Raw genomic sequence first — 22,016 nt, 5'->3', positions numbered from 1 at the left:
ATGCGGCGAATATACGCATAAAGGATAATTAATCGGCCAATTCAGAATTTTTCAGGATTTTTTGGGGATTTTTTTACCCATATCCTTCGGGATGAGTTTCGGCTTTAGACCGGCCCCCGGTTTTGATTTTTTAACCCGGGCGTGGAAAAATCAGAATTGCGGAACCTGCTTACAGGTTTTCCGGACGGCTTGCCGGATTGGCGGCATTTACGGTCGTGAAACTTTTTTCTAATAAAAATTAAATGGTTGTCCAAATCTTTTCCAATGATTGAAATGGGGGCGTGAAAAGGATGTTCGGGTCGAGGGCTTGACACAGACCATTTTGGTTGAAAAAAGCCTACTTATATGCCACATAGATCAACCTGTATTTCTGGCTACGAAAGCCAAATAAAAATAAGGAGCTAAGGGATGAAGCAGCAATACGTATACTTTTTCGGGGGAGGCATGGCGCAAGGGCGCGCCGACATGAACAACCTCTTAGGCGGCAAGGGAGCCAACATCGCCGAAATGGTTAATCTCGGCCTTCCTGTGCCGCCTGGTTTTACCTTGACCACCGAATTATGTAACGAGTTTAACAAGCGCAACCGCGAGTACCCCAAGTCTTTGGAAAAGGAAGTGGAAGTGAACCTCCGCCGGCTTGAAGAGCTGGCCAAAAAGAAATTTGGGGACCCAGTTGATCCCCTGCTCGTAAGCGTACGCTCCGGCGCTCGCGCCTCCATGCCCGGCATGATGGAAACCGTCCTGAATGTGGGCCTGACCGAAGAAACCATTCCGGGGATGATCGCCAAAACCCAGAATCCCCGTTTTGTATATGACGCCTATCGCAGGCTCATCGCCATGTACTCCGACGTGGTTATGGAAAAGGCCGAAGGCATTGAGCCGGAAGACGGCGACAGCATTCGCAACCAGCTTGAGCACATGCTGGAAGCCGTTAAAAAGAAAAACGGATATGTGAATGACACGGAGCTTTCCGAAGACGACCTGAGGAAGCTTTGCGCAGCCTATAAAGTAAAGGTAAAGGAAGTTCTGGGCGCCGAATTCCCGGACGATCCCATGAAGCAGCTTTGGGGCGCCATCGGGGCCGTCTTCCTGTCCTGGAACGGGAAGCGCGCCCTGGCTTACCGCCGTATTGAAAACCTCCCCGACGATTGGGGAACGGCGGTCAACGTGCAGGCCATGGTGTTCGGGAATACCGGCGACAAATCCGCCACCGGCGTGGCTTTCACCCGCAACCCCGCCACGGGCGACAACAATCTCTACGGCGAATGGCTGATTAACGCCCAGGGCGAAGACGTGGTGGCGGGCATCCGCACTCCTTACGCTATCAACAAACTTGCAAAAACCGACGCCAACAAGGATCTTCCCACCCTGGAAGAAGCCATGCCCAAGCTGTACCAGGACCTGATGGACATCCGCGAGAAGCTGGAGACCCATTACCGCGACATGCAGGACCTGGAATTCACCATCGAAGACAACGTTTTATATATGTTGCAAACCCGTGTGGGCAAGCGCAACGGCCCGGCGGCCATTAAAATGGCCGTGGACATGGCCAAATCCGGCCTTATCGACAAAGACACCGCACTCAAGAGGGTCAAGCCCGAGCAGGTGGAGGAAATGCTCCATCCCATGGTGGACCCGGAAGCGGAAAAACTCGCTGAAAAGCTGGGCAAAGGCCTTCCGGCCGGCCCCGGCGGCGCCATCGGCAAGATCGTCCTGACGGCGGACAAGGCCATGGAGTTGGGCGAACAGGGAAGACGGGTCATCCTGGTTAGGGAAGAGACCTCCCCCGAAGACGTGCACGGCATGAAGCCCGCCCAGGCCATCCTGACCTCCAAGGGCGGCATGACCAGCCACGCGGCTTTGGTCGCCCGCGGTTGGGGCAAGTGCTGCATCGTGGGCTGCTCGGCCATGGAAATCGACATGAAAGCCAAGACCGTAACCTTTGGGGACAAGGTTCTCAAGGAAGGCGACTGGATTACCATGAACGGCACCAAGGGCGTGATCTATGAAGGCCAGCTGGACCTGGTGGAAGTGGATCCCCTGAGCCACAAGGAATACCGCACCCTCATGACCTGGGCCGACAAAGTCCGGACCCTGAAGATCCGCACCAACGCGGACACTCCCGAAGACGCGGCCGCGGCCGTGGCCTTCGGCGCCCAGGGAATTGGCCTGACCCGCACCGAGCACATGTTCTTCGGCGACCGTATTTGGGCCATGCGCGAAATGATCATGGCGGAAGACATCGAAGGCCGCAAGGCGGCGCTCAGGAAGCTCCTGCCCATGCAGCGCCAGGATTTCACAGGAATCTTCAAGGCCATGGGCAACCGCCCCGTGACCATCCGCCTGCTTGATCCGCCCCTGCACGAGTTCCTGCCCCACGACGACGAAGCCCAAAAGGAAATGGCCTCTCGCTTAAATACCACGGAAAGAAGGATCGCCGCCAAGGCCGAATCCCTGACCGAGTTCAACCCCATGTTGGGACATCGGGGCTGCCGTCTGGGAACCATCTTTCCTGAAATCACCGCCATGCAGGCAAGGGCTATCTTTGAAGCGGCCGCCGACTGCTGGGCCGAAGACATCAAGGTCAAGCCCGAAGTCATGGTGCCCCTGGTGGGGACTGTGGGTGAATTTGAAAATCAAAAGGCCATCATCGACCAGCAGGCCGCCAAAGTCATGGACGAAAAAGGCATTACCTTTAAATATATGGTAGGCACCATGATCGAAATCCCCAGGGCCTGCCTCATCGCCGACCAGATCGCCCAGCAGGCCGAGTTCTTCTCCTTTGGAACCAACGACCTGACCCAGATGACCTTCGGCTACTCCAGGGACGACGCAGGCACCTTCCTGCCTCATTATCTGGAAAGAAAAATTCTTGCCCACGATCCTTTCCAATCCGTTGATCAGACCGGCGTGGGCGAACTCATGAAAATCGGCACGGAACGCGGCCGCACCACGCGTCCCAAGCTGAAAATCGGAATCTGCGGCGAGCACGGCGGCGATCCCAAGTCCGTCTGGTTCTGCGATTCCATTGGACTCGACTATGTAAGTTGTTCCCCTTACCGGGTGCCCATTGCACGTTTGGCGGCCGCCCATGCGGCCTTGGCCAACGGACACTCGGTGGAATAGGGAGCCTTTATGATATATTTGGATCATAACGCCACCACGGCTGTAGACGAACGGGTAGCCAGGGTGATGGAGCCTTTTTTCCGCTCCGCTTTCGGCAATCCTTCCAGCAGTTACCAGGAAGGCCTTGACGCCAAACGCTCCGTGGAAAACGCCAGGGAGAAAGCGGCCAAGGCGCTTGGCGCCAAACCGCAGGAAATCGTCTTTACCAGCGGCGGCAGTGAATCCAATAATTGGGTGATTAAGAGCCTTGCCGGGTCCAGGCCCGGCAAGGGACATATCATCACCACGGCCATCGAACATCCTTCGGTCTTAAACCCCTGCCTATATTATATGGAGCGGGGATATGACGTCACCTTTGCGGGAGTGGACTCCCAAGGCGTGGTCGACGTGGAGGAGATCGAAAAGGCCGTGCGTCCCGACACATTCCTGATTTCGGTCATGCACGCCAACAACGAAACCGGCGTGATCCAACCCATATCCGAAATTTCCAGAATCGCCAAAAAGGCCGGCGCCCTGTTACACTCGGACGCAGCCCAGACTCTGGGCAAAATCCCAGTGGACGTCAACGCCATGGGCGTGGACTTTTTGTCTGTGGCCGGCCACAAGGTATACGCCCCCAAAGGCATAGGCCTCTTGTATATCCGGGAAGGCGTGGAACTGGAGCCCATGATCCTGGGCGGCGGCCAGGAAAGCGGACGCCGGGCCGGCACGGAAAACGTGCCCATGGCTGTGGGTCTGGGCACCGCCTGCGAATTTTTCACAGGCGACATGACCCGCGTCACCGAGCGCCTTTCCCGCTTGACCGCCCTCTTGTTCGAGCTTTTGTCCGAGCGCATAGAAGGCCTTGTTTTGAACGGCCATCCGGACCAACGCCTGCCCAACTGCCTGAGCGTTTCCTTTCCCGTAGTAACCGGAGCGGATTTGCTGGCGGCAGTCCCCGAGGTGCGTGCGTCTACGGGAGCGGCCTGCCATGACAGGTCCGTGGCAGTCAGTCATGTGCTGGCGGCCATGGGCGTGCCCGCGGAGCAGGCCAAGGGCACGGTGCGCCTTTCCCTGGGCATCCACACCAATCAAACGGAAATCGAAAAAGCGGCCAAACTCATAGCCAACGCTTACGAAAAAATGACCCGGCCATGATTTTATTGTAAAATCCCTTAACGCGGGCCTTGTTTTCGCCCAAGCCTTGGGATATCCTTGCATCAGGATCATGGGAAAACGTAAATCAGTCAAAAACCGTGAAAATCTCACGGTCATCACAACTCATAATAACGCGGATTACGACGCCTTTGCGTCCCTGCTGGCGGCCCAAAAGCTGTATCCCAACTCCGTGGTTGTCCTGCCCGGAACCAAGGAGTCCAACCTGCGCCATTTCTTTATCCAGTCCATCGTTTACATGATGAACCTGGAGCAGATGTCCAATATCGACATCAACAGCGTGTCCACCCTGGTTCTGGTGGACACCAAAAAAAAATCCCGCATCGGCCGTCTGGCCAAGGCCGTGGGCAAGCCGGGAGTGGAGATCCACGTCTACGACCATCATCCCTCGTCCAACGGCGACGTGCAGGGGGACATCGAGATTTGCCGCTCCACCGGCGCCACGGTCACTATCCTGACGGAAATTCTCCGGGAGAAAAACATTCCCATCACCGCGGACGAGGCCACCTTGTTCTGCCTCGGCATCCATGAGGATACGGGGTCGTTCACCTTCTCCTCCACCACAAAGGAGGATTTTCTGGCCGCGGCCTATCTTATGGAGCAAGGCGCCAACCTGAACATTGTGTCCAGCCTGCTGGCCAGGGAATACAGCCCGGAGCAGATTTCCGTATTGAACGACCTGATCCGATCCAGCGTGTTCCACCCGGTGCACGGCATCGAGGTGGCGGTCAGCACCATTTCCCTGGAAAATTATTTCGCCGACTTCGCCGTGCTGGTCCACAAACTCATGAAAATGGAAAACATGGACGCCCTCATCGCCTTAGGGCAGATGGGGGACCGCATCCATGTGGTGGGCCGAAGCCGGCTGCCCGAAGTCAACGTGGGCAAGGTGATCAAGGCCCTGGGCGGAGGCGGTCATTCCTTTGCGGCCGCAGCCACGGTCAAGGACCGGACCCTGGCTCAGTTGGAGGCCGAAGTGCTGGCCCTGCTGCACAAGCATGTGGAGCCCAGGCAAAAAGCCCGGGACGTCATGAGCACGCCGGCCATCTCCACCACCGTGGACGTAAGCATCAAAAAAGCGGCGGCCCTGCTTACTCAATACAACATCAACGCCCTGCTCATCACCGATCCTCCGGACGAAGAGGGCAATAAACAGTTGCGGGGCTTCATCTCCCGGCAGGTGGTGGAAAAGGCCATGCACCATAACCTGTCCGAGGTGCCGGTGCTGGAATACATGACCTCGGACCCCATGACCGTCCCCAAGGACGCGGACCTGCAGGCAATCCAAAAGCTGGTCATAGAAAACAAACAGCGCATCCTCCCTGTCATGGACGACGGCCATATTGTGGGCGTGATCACCCGCACGGACCTGTTGAACCTGCTCATAAGCCGCAATCATCAGCATGACGGAAAAGAAAGCGACGTCCGCTCCGACTCCTCCAGGGCGTATATCCGCAGCGCTTCCAAAATGATGCGGGACCGGCTTTCCCCGGGATACCTGGAACTGGTCCGGGAGTTGGGAAAAATCGCCGACGCCATGGGCCTGGAAGCCTTTTTAGTGGGCGGCTTCGTCCGGGACCTGGTCATGAGCCACAAAAACGAGGATTTCGACGTGGTGGTGGAAGGAGACGGCATCGCCTTCGCCCGCCGCTTCGCCCAGGTTCACGGATATCGCGTGCACTCCCATTCCGAATTCGGAACCGCCGTGATTATCATGGAGGACGGATTCAAGATCGACGTGGCCTCGGCCCGGTTCGAGTATTACGCCTCGCCCGCGTCCCTGCCCGTGGTGGAGACAAGCTCTCTGAAAATGGACCTGTACCGGAGGGATTTCACCGTCAACACCATGGCCATCCAGATCAATGAAAAATCCTTTGGAACGCTCATCGATTATTTCGGCGCCCAGCGGGACATCAAGGCCAAAGCCATTCGGGTGCTGCACAACCTGAGCTTTGTGGAAGACCCCACCCGGGTGTTCCGGGCCATCCGTTTCGAGCAGCGCTACGGGTTCAGCATAGGAAAACTGACGTCCAATCTGATCAAGAACGCCGTCAAAATGGATTTTTTCCGGCACCTGTCCGGCCGGCGCCTCTTCTCCGAACTAAAGCTCATCCTGGAAGACGAAAACCCCATTGGCGCCGTGGATCGCATGGCCGGATACAACCTGCTGCCTTTCATCCACCCGGACCTGGATTTCGGGCCTGAAAAACAGGACTTGTTCGAGTCGGTCAAGGAAGTGCTCACTTGGCATGATTTGCAATTTATGGACGATTCCTATATGAAATGGGCCGTTCAATTCCTGGCCCTGTTTCACGGTTTTGACCAGGATCAGGTGGACGCCGCGCTTTTGAGGCTGGAAATCGCCCCCAAATTCCATGACCTGTTTTATGAGCACCGCCAGTACGGGCGCCAATGCTTGTACAGGCTGGAGCGGGAGGATAAAATGGTCAACAGCGAACTCTATCGCATGTTGACGCTCCTGCCCACGGAAATGCTGCTTTTTCTGCTGGCCCGGGCCAAAAGCAAAAAAGCCAAACGCAGATTAACCAGGTTTCTGACGGAGTTGAAAGGCGTGGCGTGCCTGCTTTCCGGCAAGACCCTCAAGCAAATGGGAATCAAGCCCGGCCCCATATACAAAAAGGTCCTGGACGCCGTCCTGGACGCTCGGCTGGACGGGAAGGTTTTTACCTTTGAAGATGAAATGGCTTTGGCCGTAAGGTTAATTAACGATGCAAATGCTTAACGCCGCAGCGCAAGTCGCGGCCCTGGCCCTGGCCATGGCCGCTCATGAAGCCGCCCATGCGGGCATGGCCTACAGCCTGGGAGACCCCACCGCCAAACTGGCCGGCAGGCTGACCTTAAATCCGCTCAAGCACATAGACCTGGTGGGGACGGTAATCCTTCCCGCCGTCCTTTTGATTACCAACGCAGGGTTCCTGTTCGGCTGGGCCAAGCCTGTGCCCGTGGATGAAAGATTTCTAAAAACCAGGCAGGACGCCATCCTGGTCTCCTTGGCCGGCGTGGCTGTAAACCTGGGTCTGGCAATGGTTTTGGGATTTCTCTTCCAAATTCTCTGGGCCAACCAATGGGTGGACAAGGCGGGATTCATCCCCCTGTTTTTTTTGTACAGCGTGATCATCAACAGCGTGCTGGCGGTGTTCAACATGATTCCCATGCCCCCCTTGGACGGCAGCCATGTTTTGCGCCTGGCCCTGCCCCGGGATTTAAGCCTGCGGTATCAACAACTGCAACCTTATGGTATAATAATTCTTTTCATCCTTCTGGCCACGGGCGTATTGTGGAAGGTCATGGATTTCTTTATCCAGCCCATCTGCAAAATCGCCCTGGGAGACCTGGCCAGGATCCTTTACGGCGGATGATTTTATAACCTTGTAACAACATAGGATAAGCAACATGAACAAACAGAGAATTCTTAGCGGTATGCGGCCCACCGGCCCCCTGCACCTGGGCCACCTTCACGGCGCCCTGGCCAACTGGAAAGACATGCAGGACAAGTACGACTGCTTTTATTTTATAGCCGACTGGCACGCCCTTACCACCAATTACGAAGACACCAGCAACACCGCCGCCTTTAGGACCGAAATGATGATAGACTGGCTTTCCGTAGGCCTGGACCCGGCCAAGAGCACCTTTTTCGTCCAGTCCGAGGTGAAGGAGCATGCGGAGCTGTTCCTGATATTGTCCATGATTACGCCCGTGCCCTGGCTGGAAAGAAACCCCACGTATAAAGACCAAATTGTCCAGATGGAGAACAAGGATCTCTCCACCTTCGGATTTTTGGGATACCCCGTGCTCCAGGCTGCGGACATCATTATGTATAAAGCGCACGGCGTGCCCGTGGGCATCGACCAGGTGCCCCATGTGGAACTGACCCGCGAAATCGTTCGCCGCTTTAACTATATGTACGGCGATGTCTTTGTGGAGCCCAAGGCGATCCTGACGGAAACCCCCAAACTTCTGGGCAGCGATAACCGGAAAATGAGCAAAAGCTACCAGAACGCCATCAACCTGGCGGATCCCCCGGACGTGGTTTCGCAAAAGGTTTCGGTAATGATCACCGACCCCCAGAGGATGCGGAAAAAAGACCCGGGAGACCCGGACATCTGTAACGTGTATTCCTTTCACAAGATTTACAGCCCGCCGGAAATGGTGGAACAGGTGAACAAGGAATGCCGGGCCGCGGAAATCGGATGCGTGCAGTGCAAAAAGCTCATGGCCGCCAACCTGACAGCCCAGTTGGAGCCCATTTACGAAAAGCGCGTCCATTTTGAAAAAAACAGGGACGAGGTCGAGGACATCATCAAAACCGGCAGCGACAAAGCCCGTGAAGTGGCCAAGGCCACCATGGAGGAAGTGCGGGCCGCGGTGAAGATTTAGCCCAACGCAACGAAGCGGCGTGTATCCAAATGCCGCAAACACTGTCGAATGGAAGCCCTTCAATCTTGGCCCCTTCCCCCCTGGCGGGGGAAGGACAGGATGGGGGGGAGTAAATATCAAGGCGGAAACAACCGGATAGGAGGGAGAGGCATTATCACCCCCTCCCCGGCCCTCCCCCGTCAAGGGGGAGGGAGCATCGTCCGCCGCGAGAGATAAGACTAATATCCGTCCCCGGAGGTCAATGCAGAGCAACAGCGCGTCACCCGCGCTGTTTGGGCTGGGAAACCCAGCCCCTACATGGCGGCGGGGATGGTTGCAACCTGGATGTAGGGGCGCTGCTTGCTGCGCCCGGTAGTTGCAAGGTTGCCCTGCGCTGTAGTTGCGAGGCTTCCTCGCGTTGTTATTGCGCGTCACCCGCGCAAAACGGGCAGGGAAAGCCTGCCCCTACAAGGCAGGCACGGGGGCCTGCCGCTACACGGCCCATCCGGCCGTCGCCTTTGGTTTAAACTCGTTCCCATGCTTTGCGTGGGAATGCATACAGGGGCCGCTTAAGAGAGATTGCCTCCCCCTAAGCGGATTGATGTTGGGTTCGCAGTCCAAAAGCATTGTTGGTTGTGAGAATCAACGAAGCCGGACTTCTTAACCCAACCTACGACTTGGCAATCGCGACGTAGGTTGGGTTGAGCCTGCGAAACCCAGCAAGAACCAGGGGGGCTTCGCTTGACGCTTCAATTTCATTTGGCAATTCAACAGGCCTGAGGGCTCATGCAAGAGGATCGCTATCACATTCATCTGGATGTCTTTGAAGGCCCCATGGACCTTCTGGTCCACCTGATTCGCAAGAACGAGGTGGACATCTACGACATCCCCATAGCGGTCATTGCAGACCAATACCTGGAGTACGTGGAGCAGATGCAAGCCATGAACGTGGATTTGGCCGGAGACTTTTTGCTCATGGCCGCCACCTTGATGCAGATCAAGTCCCGCATGCTCCTGCCCCGGCATTTTGACGATGAAGACGACGACGAAGACCCCCGTATGGAGATCGTGAGGCCCCTGGCCGAATATCTTCAGCTCAAGGAAGCGGCCGAGTCCATTGGGACGCGGCACCTTCTGGGGGATTCGGTTTTCGCCCGCAGCCCGGAGCCCATGGAGTTCGACGACCGGGAGGACGAGGTCATCATGGTGGGGCTGTTCGAGCTCATTGACGCCTTCGCCAAAATCCTGGAGAACGTCAGGCAGGAGGAGCTTGTCACCGTCACCGCCGAAACCGTGTCCGTCAAGGAACGGATCAACCAGATCGCCGATATCTTGGAGGAGAAGCAAACCGTCACCTTTACGGAGCTCTTTGGCGAAGATTACACCAAGATGGACATGATCGTCACCTTCCTGGCCTTGCTGGAAATGACCAAATTAAGCATTATCAAGATAGCGCAGCATTTACATTCCGGGATAATTCGTATATTTTACGCCTAAACTATATGGATAACTTAAAATACATCATAGAATCCCTTTTGTTCATCTCGTCCACGCCCCTTTCCATGGAGCGGCTGCGCCAGTCCATTCCCGAGGCGGACTCCAAGATGATACGGACCGCCCTGGAAACTCTGGGCCGGGAATACGAACTCCGGGGCGGAGGCTTCGCCCTTCACCACGTGGCCGGAGGATACCAGTTGCGCACACGCCCGGAGTACGCTCAATGGATCAAGCGCCTGCATCAGAGCCAGCCTGTGCGCCTGTCCAAGCCGGCCCTGGAAACCCTGGCCATCATCGCCTATCGCCAGCCGGTTTTGCGGAGCGACATCGAATACATCCGCGGCGTGGATTCGGGCGGCGTTTTAAAAATGCTTATGGAAAAGCAGTTGATCCGCGTGCTCGGCCGGGATACGGACAAGCCCGGCAGGCCCATGATCTACTCCACCACCAAAAAATTCCTGGAAGTCTTCGATCTGAAGGATTTGACCGAACTGCCCACGCTTAAGGAGTTGGAGGAACTGGGCCTGTCCAAAAAACAAAAAGACGAAGACGACTATGATCCCGACGATCTCTCCCCGGCCCTGCCCGATGCTGCGGGATTCGCGGAATTCCAGAATCGCCGCAACCTCACCCCGCTGGAGCCGCCCAACCTGGGCGCCGGAGAGCTCGTGGAATTTGCAGAGCCGGATCAGGAGGATCAGGAGCAAGACCAAGACCAAGCCTCCCGGGATTACGCCCTGGACGAAGACCGGTATCCCGAAGGCATGGATTTTTCCGGGGACTCGAATCATGATGGCGAGGACGACCAGGAGGAGGATTGGGATCAGTTAGAGGAAACCTGGGATGAGCCCGAACTCAGCCCGGACGAAGAGGATGATTTTTCCTCCGAACCGGACGACGAAGATCCCATGGACGATTTTTCGGAAGACGATTACGACGACCGGGATTTCGCCGAGGATTTTGACGATTCCGAGGAGGATTATTCCGGGGAGGAAGACTCCTGGGACGGGGACGATCTCCCGGAGGATGAAGAGGATTAGGCCCGCAAGCGAGACCCTTTGTAAAGAGGCTCGGTTTTCCTGCATCAAATGCAGCAAAACCTGAAAAAAGACTTGACGGACCTGACCATATGCCATTATACAGAGCACCAGACGCAGGGCGATTAACTCAGCGGGAGAGTGCTACCTTCACACGGTAGAAGTCACTGGTTCAATCCCAGTATCGCCCACCACAAGATTATAAAAGGCTGGTCCCATTCGGACCGGCCTTTTTTTATTTGGTCCCTTTTTTCCGCGAAAGAATTGCCTGTTTTCATATTGGGCTTGTCTTTTGCGAAAAAAACGATCAAGATAATGGGCATCCCCCCAAATACCGTAGAGTGTTGCGCCCGAATGTTGCGCCCTGAAACCATGGCTGAGGCCTGAATATCAGTTTTCCGGCTTTGCCGGACGCCGAAGGACGCGCTTCCAGCATTTAAGGAGCAAACCACCCATAGGCGGACTTTTTTAAGTCGGAATCGGAGCTGTGCTATGCAAACGGAAGATTTCAAGGACATCCTTTATGACAAAGGCGATGACGGCGTCGTCACCCTGACCTTAAACACCCCCAAAAGAAAAAACGCCTTGAGCGCCTATTCCTTTCTGGAGCTTTACTGGGCCATGGAGCATTTTGAAAAGGCCCCCGAGGCCGGCGTGATGATCATCACCGGCGCCAGGAACCCGGACTCCAATGATCCGGCTAAAGAGGCGTATAGCAGCGGCGGGTACTTTTCCACCGACGTCCTGGAAGGGCTGCCCGATGAAATTCTGCAGCAAATCGACCTGACGGACATCGCCCAAAAACGCTTTACGATGAAAATGTTCAACTGCTGCAAGCCCATTATTGCGGCCGTCAACGGCCTGGCCATGGGCGGCGCCTTTACCATGACCCTGGCCGGCTGCGATCTGGTCTACATGTCCGAACACGCCTGGGTGCAGATGCCTTTTTCAAAACTGGGACTGGTTCCCGAACTGGCGTCCACCTATTTTCTGCCTCGGCTGCTGGGTTTTCAAAAAGCCAAGGAAATCCTTTATTTTTCCAAAAAATTGACCGCCGCCGACTGCCTTGAACTGGGTCTGGCCAATGCAGTGCTGCCCCATGACGAACTCCTGGATTACGCCAGGGAGCAGGCCAGAAAACTGACGCCTCCCGGCGGCGCAGGCCTGGCCATCCAGGAAATGAAGCGCATCCTTCACAAGCCCCATGCCCATGAGGTCGCCCAGGCCCTGGACCTTGAAAACGAAGGGTTGAACAAGTTATGGAGCACGGAAGATTTCATGGAAGGGGTGATGTCCAGGATAGAAAGGCGTCCGCCGGTTTACCGGGGCAAGTAAGGCGGGCCAATCTTTTGCCGGGGGGATTTTTTTTATGATGCGGTCGCGGGAACGGCTATGGACGCCCTTTAATAGTTTGCCGAATGTATAAATACGTGCTACTATTGAATTCCAGATCAATCGGATAAAATAATCATTGCAAATAATCTTCCCGAAACAAGAGCAGGAGCCAATCCATGACCATGAACAAGCAGGAAGTTGCGGATAAAGCCTTTTCCCTGGCTAAAAGCTACGAAAAGAAAAGCGGCGGGTGCTCCCAGTGCTCCCTGGCCGGAATCTTTGACGCCCTGGGCGTGGAGGATACGGCGATATTCAAGGCCGCCACAGGCCTGGCCGACGGCGTGGGACTCACCGGCGACGGCCATTGCGGCGCCCTTTCCGGCGGGGTTTTGGCCATCGGATATTTTTTCGGCCGGGACAAGGAAAACTTCGACGACATCACCAAGCTGGTTCCCGCAAACATCCTCGCCAAAAAGCTCCATGCCCGATTCACGGAAAAATACGGAACCTGCCGTTGCCACGACCTTCAAACCTCGTTTTTCGGCCGGTTCTTTAACCTCTACGACCCCGAGGACATGAAGGCCGGAATGGAGGCAGGCATGCTGGAGCGCTGCTCCACCCTGGCCGGAGAGGTCGCCCAAATGGCCGTGGAAATCATCCTGGACGCCCAGGAAAAGGCGGCAAGAACATAGCTGCTCCGAATTAGTCCCCGCGGACCATGAATTAAAGCCGGGGAATCAGACAAGAGGCGCACGAATAAACGCAGGGCAAGCCCTGAAGCTACATTGCCTTACAAACCGCAAAGGTTGAATGTTCTCGTTCCCATGCTGCGCGTGGGAATGCATACATAAGCATTTGAAAACAAATCAAATCCACTTATAGCATCTGGATTCTAAATTCCCAAAACCATGATTTCAAGATAAGTTACCGCCCGCCGGACATCCCTGATTTCCATAGTCTTTTCAGGTCGCACCTACTGCGCTTCGCGCCCAGGCAAAAAACGACCTTGCCTGGGCCACCCAAAAGAATGCACAGCAAGCTGTGCGCCAGCAACGCTTCATGAATCCGTTTGATTGCATTTTGCTGGCCCCGCATGGGCGGCCCGACCGGCAATCACTCATCTCCGATGATGAATCGCCCCAACAAAGGCAGGGCAAGCCCTGCGGCTGCATTGCCTCATAAACCCCATGGTTCAAGCGATCCCATCGCCCTCCCCTCTTTCCTTTTTTTTAGGTGCATCTTTCCTTGCCTTTTTGGGCAAAGGCATCTATTGTCGGATTCTACAGTTTCAAATGCAACAGTTGTGCAATATTAGCAGCCTAAATACGTCCTTTCCCTGATGGATAAGGCCAAGTTATGAAAACCGACTACAAAAGCATCTACAAAGGCAAAGCCGACGACGACCTCATCGTCATCGCTGTGCTGGACAAAGCCTTGTTCCTGCCCGAGGCTTTGGAGGCCGCCAGGGAGGAACTCATCTCCCGGGGGATCGATCCCGACGCCCGGGAGGCCCTGGACGCCGCCGAAAGAATCGACAAGCATCGCAACCGGTTTAAGGAGAAAAAGGAAGAATTCAGGGGTGCGGCCAAGGCCGTTTGGGCTAATAAGGTTGTCGCAAGCCCTTCCATCCAAAACGCCCTGGAGTCCAAAAGGACAAGCGAACGCTGCTCTATCTCCGATAATGAATCAGTGAATGCTTACCAGGCGGCATGGGTTATATTGAGAGCCATCGGCCTATTTCTCTTAATCCCAAGAATGTTAGAGTTAATCATTTTTGTTGGACCCTGGGTATTAGGGCCTAATCTCTATGATTTTGGCAGCGAAGTTGTTGCCGCGTTCACGATCTCTATGCTGTTTCCTTTTATTCTCATAATCTTTCCGAGAGCATGCGCCCGTATTGTATTGCGCCTTGATCCCTTAGCCGCCCCTATACAAATAGGCCAAGTTTCACCCCAGCTGTTTAAAGAAATTTTTGCGGCGATGAGCTGCTTTTTAATTGCCATTGGATTCGTGGAAGCGCTGTTCGGTATTTTTTTCAATAATCAATTCCTTGGCCCGATTAATGAGACGCAAGTTTTTGCAGACCAAATCGAGGCGGCGGCAAAATTCGCAGCCATTGGATTGACTGGCATTTTCTGCGCATTGCGTACAGATTTATTACTAAAATGCTTTACCAATATTAACGTGGGGTTATCGCAAAGTCTCCTTAAAAATAGTACGGAGGCCTCGCAAGGCGGCAACATGAAAGAGGCGGATCTTTTTCAAGATGATGGACGAATAATATAGAAAAGGAGCCATGACGTGGAACAGCAAGAAGTGGCTGAAGTGAGCATCAAATTAATTGCACTCTATTATTTTACCGTAAAGTTGCCTCATTTAGCGGGATGACTTTATCCAGACGTAGCAAAGGATGCTCACTATGTTTTAATGATGGCAAGCAACTCAGCATTATTTCTGATAAGCCTGTTTGCATTAATAAAAACCAATTTATTTGTTAGATTGCTCTTTCCAACAATAGCAAACGAAAAAAGCAAAGATTCCTCGGCCCCATTGGTATTGATCTGGAGTCTAACCGGTTTTGTCTTGGCGGTTCAGGGACTTTCCCATCTCTTTGCAAGTCTATCAACCTACTTTGCACTTCTGAAAATGACCGAAGACTTCTATATGGAATCAACCCGGCAAATGTCTCTCTGGCCCTCTTTTTTCAATCTGGTTCAGATCTTCATAGGCATCCTCTTTATCTCTGGCTGGTCCAGGGAGGGGCTGCGCAATCTCTTGGGATTGGCCAAGGGATTGGACTCCACCCTGGCGGCGGCCCACCAAAGGCTGAGCGATGAAAACCAGGAAGAGGCGGATGAGAATTCGGAGTCCTTTAAGGAGTAAAAGACTTTTCAAGACAAGCACAAGAAAGGCGGCTCATGACAAAAATATCTTCCAGCCCGTTTTTTTATAAGAGGGTGTTTCCGGCAATATGGGTTGCTTTTCTCGCTTTTTTTATGCTCTCCGGTTTCATTCCAGGCTCTAATCTTAAAGGAGCGGAAAACCTGATGTTCATTATCTGGTCTGCTTTCGTGGGAGCGGTTGGATTTTTTGTCATGAAGAAGTTAGTGTTCGACCTCCTGGATGAAGTGTACGAGGAGGGAGAGACGCTTATCTTCAAGAACCGGGGCAAAACCGTCATGGTCAGCTTTAACGACATCAAAAACGTGAATTATCAATCCTTCGGCAGTCCGCCCAAAGTCACCATATCGATCCGCCATGAAACCGAGTTGGGAAACGATTTGAGTTTTTGCCCTGTCAGAAAGATGTCCCTGTTTAAAAGGCAAAACCCTGAAATCCTTGCTCTCATCGACCGTATTGACGAGGCCAAGAGGCGGGCATGTTAAAGCTCACAAACGGCCTTGTGACTCCTTATAAATGGTCCAGGAGGCGGGCCATGAAAGAAATTTTGAAAGCATCTCCCTGCACTCATTTATCTCGTTCCCATGCTTTGCGTGGGAATGCATACATAAGAACTTGAAAACAAATCAAATTCATCTATTAAGTACGGATTTAAAAACCCAAAAACTCAAACTTAATCACCCTAACTCGCCCGCCGACCTTCCCAGATCTCTAACATCTTTCCCGGTCGCACCTACTGCGCTTTGCGCCCAGGCAAAAAAACCGCCTTGCCTGGGGCGCCCCAAAAAACAGGCGCCCACAGGGGGGCGCAACTACAGGCAATCGGTTTCGTCCCCCTGCTTCTCTCTCGCCTATCCTATTCGATAACCTTCTCCGCAGTACTCAGCAGGTCATAGGGGAACGTGACGCCCAATTTCTTGGCAATGGGCATGTTGATGATCAAATCCGCCTCTTGATTTTGGGCGATGGGAATGCTGCTTGGAGAGGCTCCCTTAAGTATTTTCACCGCGGTTTGGGCGGCCCATCTTCCCTGCTCCTCGGGAGACTTGCAATAGGCGATGAGGGCGTACGGGGCCATGAAGTCAAAGGCGGTTCCTGCAGGTATTTTCGTGTTGGCCAGGGCAAAGGATTGCAACGCCCCGGCCTGGTCTGCGTACAAGCCGCCGTCGCTGTCCAGCAACAGCATGTCCGCTTTATCCTGCAGTTGGGCGAAGCCTTTTTTCCAGTCCGAAGCGTCTTTGGAGAAATATTTAACCAGTTTCAGGTTCAAATGTTTTTCGATGTTTTCCGCCTCCTTGCGAGACGTAAGGGTGTCCGGCCCCAGAAAGCCGATGGTCGACCCTTTGGCATGGGGCTTTAGCTGGGCGAGAATTTTGGAAACAGGCGTGATTTCCACCATGCCCGTGACGTTTCGGCAGGGAAATCCGTATTCCGAAGCGTCCCAGTTAACGCCGCAAAAAACCACCGGGGGGTACGAATTTTTATAATAGGGAGCGATAAGGTATTTGGAGGCGTTGTCATCCACGGCGATGATCAGTTCCGGCTTATTCGCCTGGATCCACGCCTGCACCTTTTTGGCAGCCTCTTTCTTAAACTCCTCGCTGGTGTTGCGTTTGGTGTCCATTTGAAGATGGGTCAGGGCGATATTGTACCCGATCATAACGTCCTCAATCCCCTGGACGATCCCGTCGCTCCATGGATAGCCCCAATTATAGGAATTGACGACCACCACGCTTATGGGATCGCCTTCCTCGGCTGCAGCGCTGAACCCGATTCCCAAAAAAATCACCAATGCACAGAGGACGCAAACGCCTTTCATTTTCATGGATGTCTCCTTTTCTTTTAACGGCCTTTGGGCTGCATACCGGCTGCGGCGCCGCTGTTCATCAGCACGCAGCCAGAAGCAACGGCAAGTTTCAATCATCCTGATTTGCCAAACGATTTGAAAATTGTACCACAGGCCATAGCCTCCTTACAAACCCGCAGCCTGGGCTGCCAAAACGCAAGCCGTCTTTTTGCTTAACGCAAGGCCTTGATAAAGCATTCCTCATCGTCGGGGGCGGGCTCGCCCTCGGCGATGGCGAAGGCTCCGAACTCAGTCACGCCCTGCACGGTCAACAAATTTTTCTCCTGATCCAAAACCGATTCCAGGGGGGAGTACTCCCCGCCCTGCTCCGGAGCGGCGAACACCTGGAGCTTGCTTTCGTCCAGGCCCTGAACCTCCGCGTCCAGATAGTGGAAAATCAGGGTTGAGGAGAAATTCTCGCGATCCGTTTCAATAAGCCATTGCACGTTGGCCGTCTTTGTTTCCTCTCCCAGGTCCACGTTATTTTTGCTGCGAATGAGGGTCGCCTGGGTCAGGCTGGCCCCGTCGCCGGTTTCATAGTCAATAAAGACTCTTGCCGTTCCGTAATCCTCGGGTAGGGGGTCGCCTGCGTGATCAGTCTGCCTTGTTACGGCTGAGGCGGGGGGCCTGCCGTCGGAAAGCCCGAAGACCTCGCCCGAGCAGGTGCGGGAATCATAGAGGCCGTCTGCGCGAAAGGCGCCCAATACGACGTCGGGAACTCCGTTGGCGTTGAAATCGCCCGCTGTCAGGGCGCCGCCGTCAGTCATGCGATCGTTGTATCCCGGACCGTAGATGAGCACGTCCTGGCCGCCCGTGAAGATGTCCAGGGTTCCGGAAAGAGCGGCCCCGCCATGGATGATGTAGGCTTCACCGCAGTTGCTGCGGCTTTCTCCGGGGCCGTCGGCCAGGGCGGAGGCCAGGACAAGATCCCTGATCCCGTCGCCGTTCAGGTCCTCCGTAAAAAGGCCGCCGTCATTGCACAGCCGGTCTCCGGAGGTGGCGCCGTAAACCAGCAAATCCTGCTCATCCGCGTCCAGATCCACCAGGGCCGGAAGCGAAGTTGAGCCGAACACAACGGCCGCCTCGCCGCAGGACCGGCGGGAATTATAAGGGCCGCTGGCGTAGGTCGAGGCCATGGCAATATCGTCCAGGCCGTCGCCGTTGAGGCCGCCCACGGACAGGCCCTGATACTTGCCCAGATAATCGCCGCTGTCCGCGCCCAGGATCGCAACGTCCGACTCGTCCAGATCCAGGTCGCGGTCTCCGGAAAGGCCGTCCGCGCCGTAGATCACGTGCACCTCGCCGCAATTGGAGCGGTTATTGTACGATCCGTCCGCATAGGGCGCGCCCAAGACAAGGTCGTCCACGCCGTCCCCGTTCACATCGCCCGAAGCAACGGCCTGATACCGGGTCAAAGCGTCACCCGAGTTCCCGCCGTACACCCGCAGGGTCGGCGCCGTGAATTTTAAATCCAAGGAGGGAAAAGCCTGATCCGCGCCAGCCAGGACATAGGCCTCCCCGCAGCCGTTTCGAGAGTCGGAAGGACCATCCGCATAAGGCGAGCCTGCCGCCAGGTCCAAAGTCCCGTCTCCGTTCCAATCCCCCAAAACAAGGCTTCCGTCCGCGCCCAACTCATCGTCCATGGAAGCGCCGTAGACAATTCCGTCCCATTGGCCTTGGGCCAGGTCCAGCGTGCCTGAAAGCGCCGCGCCGCCCTGGATGAAATAAATCTCGCCGCAGTCGTCCCGGGCGTCTGTGGGGCCGTCAGCGCCGGGGGCTGCCAGGATCAGGTCGGCGATCTGGTCGTTGTTCAAGTCCCCGAGACGGATGGCGCCGTCCCGTCCCAGGTTGTCGCCGCAGTCCGCGCCGTAGACGATCAGGTCCGCGCCGCCGTCATTCAGTTCCAGGGTTCCGGTGAGCGCGTTGGACCCGAAAATGACGTAGACCTCGCCTCCGCTGCATCGGTTTCCCAAAGGTCCGTCGGCCTGCCAGGCGCCCAAAACCAAGTCCTGAATATGGTCTCCGTTTACATCCCCCACAGCCACGGCCCGGCCCGTGCCAAGGGCGTCGTCCTCGGAAGCGCCGAAAATGGTCAGGTCCGGCTCAGGGCCTTCTTCGCCCAGGATGTCCCGGATTCCCTCCAGGCCGGTGGAACCGAAATATACATAGACCTCGCCCGCGCCCTCACGCAGGTTGTCCGGACCCGCCCCGTTGCAGGAGGTTAGAATCAGGTCGGGAACGTTGTCGCCGTTCACGTCTCCGGTGAAAACGCCCTCCTCGGCCGACATCTTGTCCTGATACTCCCGGCCGAACACATGGAGGTCGCCGCCCTCGGACAAATCCTTGAGAGCGTCCCCCACCGGGTCCAGCGGAGTGGTTGTCAGGCGCAGCGCGGCATATTCCTGCACATCCGTGCTCCAGTTATGATCCTTTTGAATCCGCGAGGCCACTGTTCCGGTGATGACATTGGCCGTCTCCAGCCAGTTGAAGCGGCTGTCCGGGTCCACGTAGGAAAGGTGCGCCCAATAGGTTTTGCCCTCCTCCAAAATGGAAACCCCGGAGAAAGGAACCGTGTACACGGCCGCCTCGGACTCCGCCGCCAGAAAATACTGGGACTCCACCAGATCCCCGGGAACGCCGCCGGCGTCCTCCCGGATGCTTAGCTCCAGGTCCTGGATCGTCTTGTACCGGACCACCGGCAGGGCCGCGTAATCCAGGTAATGATCGGTGCCCGTAGCCGTCACGGTAATGGGAATGCACCTTTCGAGCTCCATGGTAAACCCGAACGGGCCGTAAACATAGCCGATTCCCAGCCCGGCGTCCGGGACAAAGGCGTCGCCCTCTCCGAAATTGTCATAGACGGCGTCCGCGCCGGCGAAACCGGTCAGACACAAGCAGAATAAAAGGGCCAGAACCCCTTTTTTGCAAAGGATCATTATCGCACCCCCTCCGGTCAGATAATTTTTGGCGGGAAACAAATGGAAAGCGCAAGTCAAAGCCCGCAAGGCCTACAGTATTTTAAGAGCTTTAACATACACTTTTTATATACCATACGGAGAATAAACTGGCAAGGATGCAACAACTAAGGGGAGCCGCCCCATCTGCCGCGACATTATCGCGCCAGTGTCGCAGCGCGACCTAGCGTCTAACCCTTCAGGCGGAAAAGCCCATTCGTTGAATCAAACCAGAACCACACTTAAAACGAAAATCTCGTCCCCATACTGTGCGTGGGAATGCATAGATAACCACCTGAAACCAAACAAGTATAATCTATGACCTCGCCCCGAAAAAAGACACCGATTCAACCGTCTTTCTGCGCCCGCCGGCCTTCCCAAATTTCGAACATCTTGCCCGGTCGCGCCTACTGCGCTCCGCGCCCTGGCAAAAAACGGCCTTGCCAGGGCCACCCTTGAAAAGCGTCCATAGGGGAGCATCAAGCAGGACGGCCATGGGATAAAAAAAACCCGGGCCGTTAAGCCCGGGTTTTGAATTGTATAATGTGCAGGGGCTGACGAACACCCCGCCTTTTATGCTTCCGGCGCCACCATGGCTTCCGGCGCCACCGAGGCTTCCGGTGCGACCATAGCCTCCTGCATGGCTTCGACGCGCTCCAGCAGGGCCTCAGCGTCCGCCGCTTCTTCTTCCGTAGCGGCCAAGGCGGCGGCCTTTTGCAGTTTTTCCTCAGCAATCTTCAATTGCCCGGCCACCTCGTCATTAATAGCGGCTTCGGCTTCGGCCATCAGAACATTGTAATCCAGGGCGTTGATCAGGCCCCAAATCATTTTGCGATTTTCCGTGGTGAAGGAGAAAGGCAGCGCTGCGACCAAGGCAGCCCTGGCGGCTGCGGCGTCCGGCTCGGGAGCCGCCATGCTTGCTTCATAGCTGTTCAGGAAAAAATCCCTGGTAATGGCGGCCGCTTCCGCAGCTTTGTAATCTTCCTTGGCGTCAGCAGGCATCACCATTCCGGGCATAAAGACCAGAGCTTTCATGCCGGCAGGGGCGAAGCGGCCTTTCATGAGGATGACGCCGCGGGCTTTTTGCTCAAATTGGTAATGGCCGGCGTTCAGGAAAGAGGCGAACACCACAAAGGCCATGAGCACAGCAAGAATAACCAGGCTCATGCGGACTTCGGGATATTTCGGCAGGTCAGGCTGGGATTTGACCACCCGCTTGACGGTATCCAACCCTTCAACCACAGAGCCGTAGGCGGCCAAGGCGCTGTTCTGAAGTTTACCCAGAGCGCCTGCAGCCACTGTTTCCGCTCCGGCTTCCTCAAAAGGAGGATACTGGGCCTGAGCGGCTTCTTCCGCAGCCTTTCTTTCAGCCTCAGCCTTTTCAGCGGCGGCCTTTTCTTCAGCGGCTTTCTTTTCGGCGGCGGCTTTTTCCTCGGCAGCTTTCTTTTCGGCGGCAGCCTTTTCCTCGGCAGCTTTCTTTTCCGCGGCGGCTTTTTCTTCCGCAGCTTTCTTTTCGGCGGCGGCCTTTTCCTCGGCAGCCTTCTTTTCAGCGGCTTCCTTGGCGGCCTTTTCCTCGGCGGCCTTCTTCTCCGCAGCAGCCTTTTCGGCGGCGGCTTTTTCTTCCGCAGCCTTCTTTTCAGCAGCTTCCTTGGCGGCTTTTTCCTCGGCAGCTTTCTTTTCTGCAGCAGCCTTCTCTTCCGCAGCCTTCTTCTCAGCGGCTTCCTTGGCGGCCTTTTCCTCGGCGGCTTTCTTTTCGGCGGCGGCCTTTTCTTCCGCAGCCTTCTTCTC

15 protein-coding genes and 1 tRNA gene are annotated in these 22,016 nt (G+C 55.4%); 13 read left to right on the top strand and 3 right to left on the bottom strand.

The features are described from left to right. Positions 1 to 408 precede the first annotated feature (408 nt). From ppdK to G491_RS35805, 13 genes are all read left to right on the top strand, one after another. Positions 409 to 3,126, top strand: coding sequence for a pyruvate, phosphate dikinase (ppdK, locus tag G491_RS0128205; RefSeq protein WP_028316915.1), 2,718 nt, complete (start codon positions 409 to 411; stop codon positions 3,124 to 3,126). 9 nt (positions 3,127 to 3,135) lie between these two features. Beyond that, positions 3,136 to 4,263, top strand: a complete 1,128-nt coding sequence (locus tag G491_RS0128200; RefSeq protein WP_015949926.1) for a cysteine desulfurase family protein — start codon at positions 3,136 to 3,138, stop codon at positions 4,261 to 4,263. Between the two features lie 70 nt (positions 4,264 to 4,333). Continuing rightward, positions 4,334 to 7,024, top strand: coding sequence for a CBS domain-containing protein (locus G491_RS0128195; RefSeq protein ID WP_015949927.1), 2,691 nt, complete (start codon positions 4,334 to 4,336; stop codon positions 7,022 to 7,024). After that, entirely contained in the window at positions 7,011 to 7,661 is a 651-nt protein-coding gene (locus G491_RS0128190; protein ID WP_051327579.1) for a site-2 protease family protein, read from the top strand. The genes G491_RS0128195 and G491_RS0128190 overlap by 14 nt, the downstream gene beginning before the upstream one ends. Before the next feature lie 34 nt (positions 7,662 to 7,695). Beyond that, positions 7,696 to 8,679: a tryptophan--tRNA ligase gene (trpS, locus tag G491_RS0128185; protein WP_028316913.1), complete on the top strand. Its 984-nt coding sequence runs from the start codon at positions 7,696 to 7,698 to the stop codon at positions 8,677 to 8,679. A 765-nt stretch (positions 8,680 to 9,444) separates the two neighbouring features. After that, on the top strand, positions 9,445 to 10,155 hold the full coding sequence (locus G491_RS0128180) for a segregation and condensation protein A (protein WP_015949930.1): 711 nt from the start codon (positions 9,445 to 9,447) through the stop codon (positions 10,153 to 10,155). Between the two features lie 5 nt (positions 10,156 to 10,160). Continuing rightward, positions 10,161 to 11,195, top strand: coding sequence for an SMC-Scp complex subunit ScpB (gene scpB / locus G491_RS35175; RefSeq protein ID WP_084511736.1), 1,035 nt, complete (start codon positions 10,161 to 10,163; stop codon positions 11,193 to 11,195). A 116-nt stretch (positions 11,196 to 11,311) separates the two neighbouring features. Beyond that, positions 11,312 to 11,386: transfer RNA gene (locus tag G491_RS0128170), tRNA-Val, on the top strand. Positions 11,387 to 11,684: 298 nt separating this feature from the next. Then, the gene (locus G491_RS0128160; RefSeq protein WP_028316912.1) at positions 11,685 to 12,527 is read left to right on the top strand and encodes an enoyl-CoA hydratase/isomerase family protein; all 843 of its coding nucleotides are present in this window, start codon (positions 11,685 to 11,687) and stop codon (positions 12,525 to 12,527) included. 176 nt (positions 12,528 to 12,703) lie between these two features. Beyond that, on the top strand, positions 12,704 to 13,219 hold the full coding sequence (locus G491_RS0128155; RefSeq protein WP_028316911.1) for a C-GCAxxG-C-C family protein: 516 nt from the start codon (positions 12,704 to 12,706) through the stop codon (positions 13,217 to 13,219). Between the two features lie 664 nt (positions 13,220 to 13,883). Then, entirely contained in the window at positions 13,884 to 14,813 is a 930-nt protein-coding gene (locus tag G491_RS0128150; RefSeq protein WP_028316910.1) for a hypothetical protein, read from the top strand. A gap of 396 nt (positions 14,814 to 15,209) precedes the next feature. Then, the gene (locus tag G491_RS35810) at positions 15,210 to 15,410 is read left to right on the top strand and encodes a hypothetical protein (protein ID WP_157468688.1); all 201 of its coding nucleotides are present in this window, start codon (positions 15,210 to 15,212) and stop codon (positions 15,408 to 15,410) included. 212 nt (positions 15,411 to 15,622) lie between these two features. After that, positions 15,623 to 15,913: a hypothetical protein gene (locus G491_RS35805; RefSeq protein WP_157468686.1), complete on the top strand. Its 291-nt coding sequence runs from the start codon at positions 15,623 to 15,625 to the stop codon at positions 15,911 to 15,913. Between the two features lie 371 nt (positions 15,914 to 16,284). Here the strand turns inward: G491_RS35805 and G491_RS0128135 are convergent, their stop codons facing one another. The 3 genes from G491_RS0128135 to G491_RS36215 all read right to left on the bottom strand — a co-directional run. Next, the gene (locus G491_RS0128135) at positions 16,285 to 17,253 is read right to left on the bottom strand and encodes an ABC transporter substrate-binding protein (RefSeq protein ID WP_028316907.1); all 969 of its coding nucleotides are present in this window, start codon (positions 17,251 to 17,253) and stop codon (positions 16,285 to 16,287) included. A 194-nt stretch (positions 17,254 to 17,447) separates the two neighbouring features. Next, positions 17,448 to 20,210, bottom strand: coding sequence for an FG-GAP repeat protein (locus tag G491_RS0128130; protein WP_028316906.1), 2,763 nt, complete (start codon positions 20,208 to 20,210; stop codon positions 17,448 to 17,450). A gap of 591 nt (positions 20,211 to 20,801) precedes the next feature. Next, on the bottom strand, positions 20,802 to 22,016 hold a 1,215-nt coding region (locus tag G491_RS36215; protein WP_211239186.1), incomplete at its 5' end, for a hypothetical protein.

Origin of the sequence: Desulfatibacillum aliphaticivorans DSM 15576 (assembly GCF_000429905.1) — a bacterium.
In the GTDB taxonomy this organism is placed as follows: Bacteria; Desulfobacterota; Desulfobacteria; order Desulfobacterales; family Desulfatibacillaceae; genus Desulfatibacillum; species Desulfatibacillum aliphaticivorans.
The sequence above is the reverse complement of the archived record's forward strand: the minus strand, read 5'-3'. Positions and strand labels throughout refer to the sequence as shown.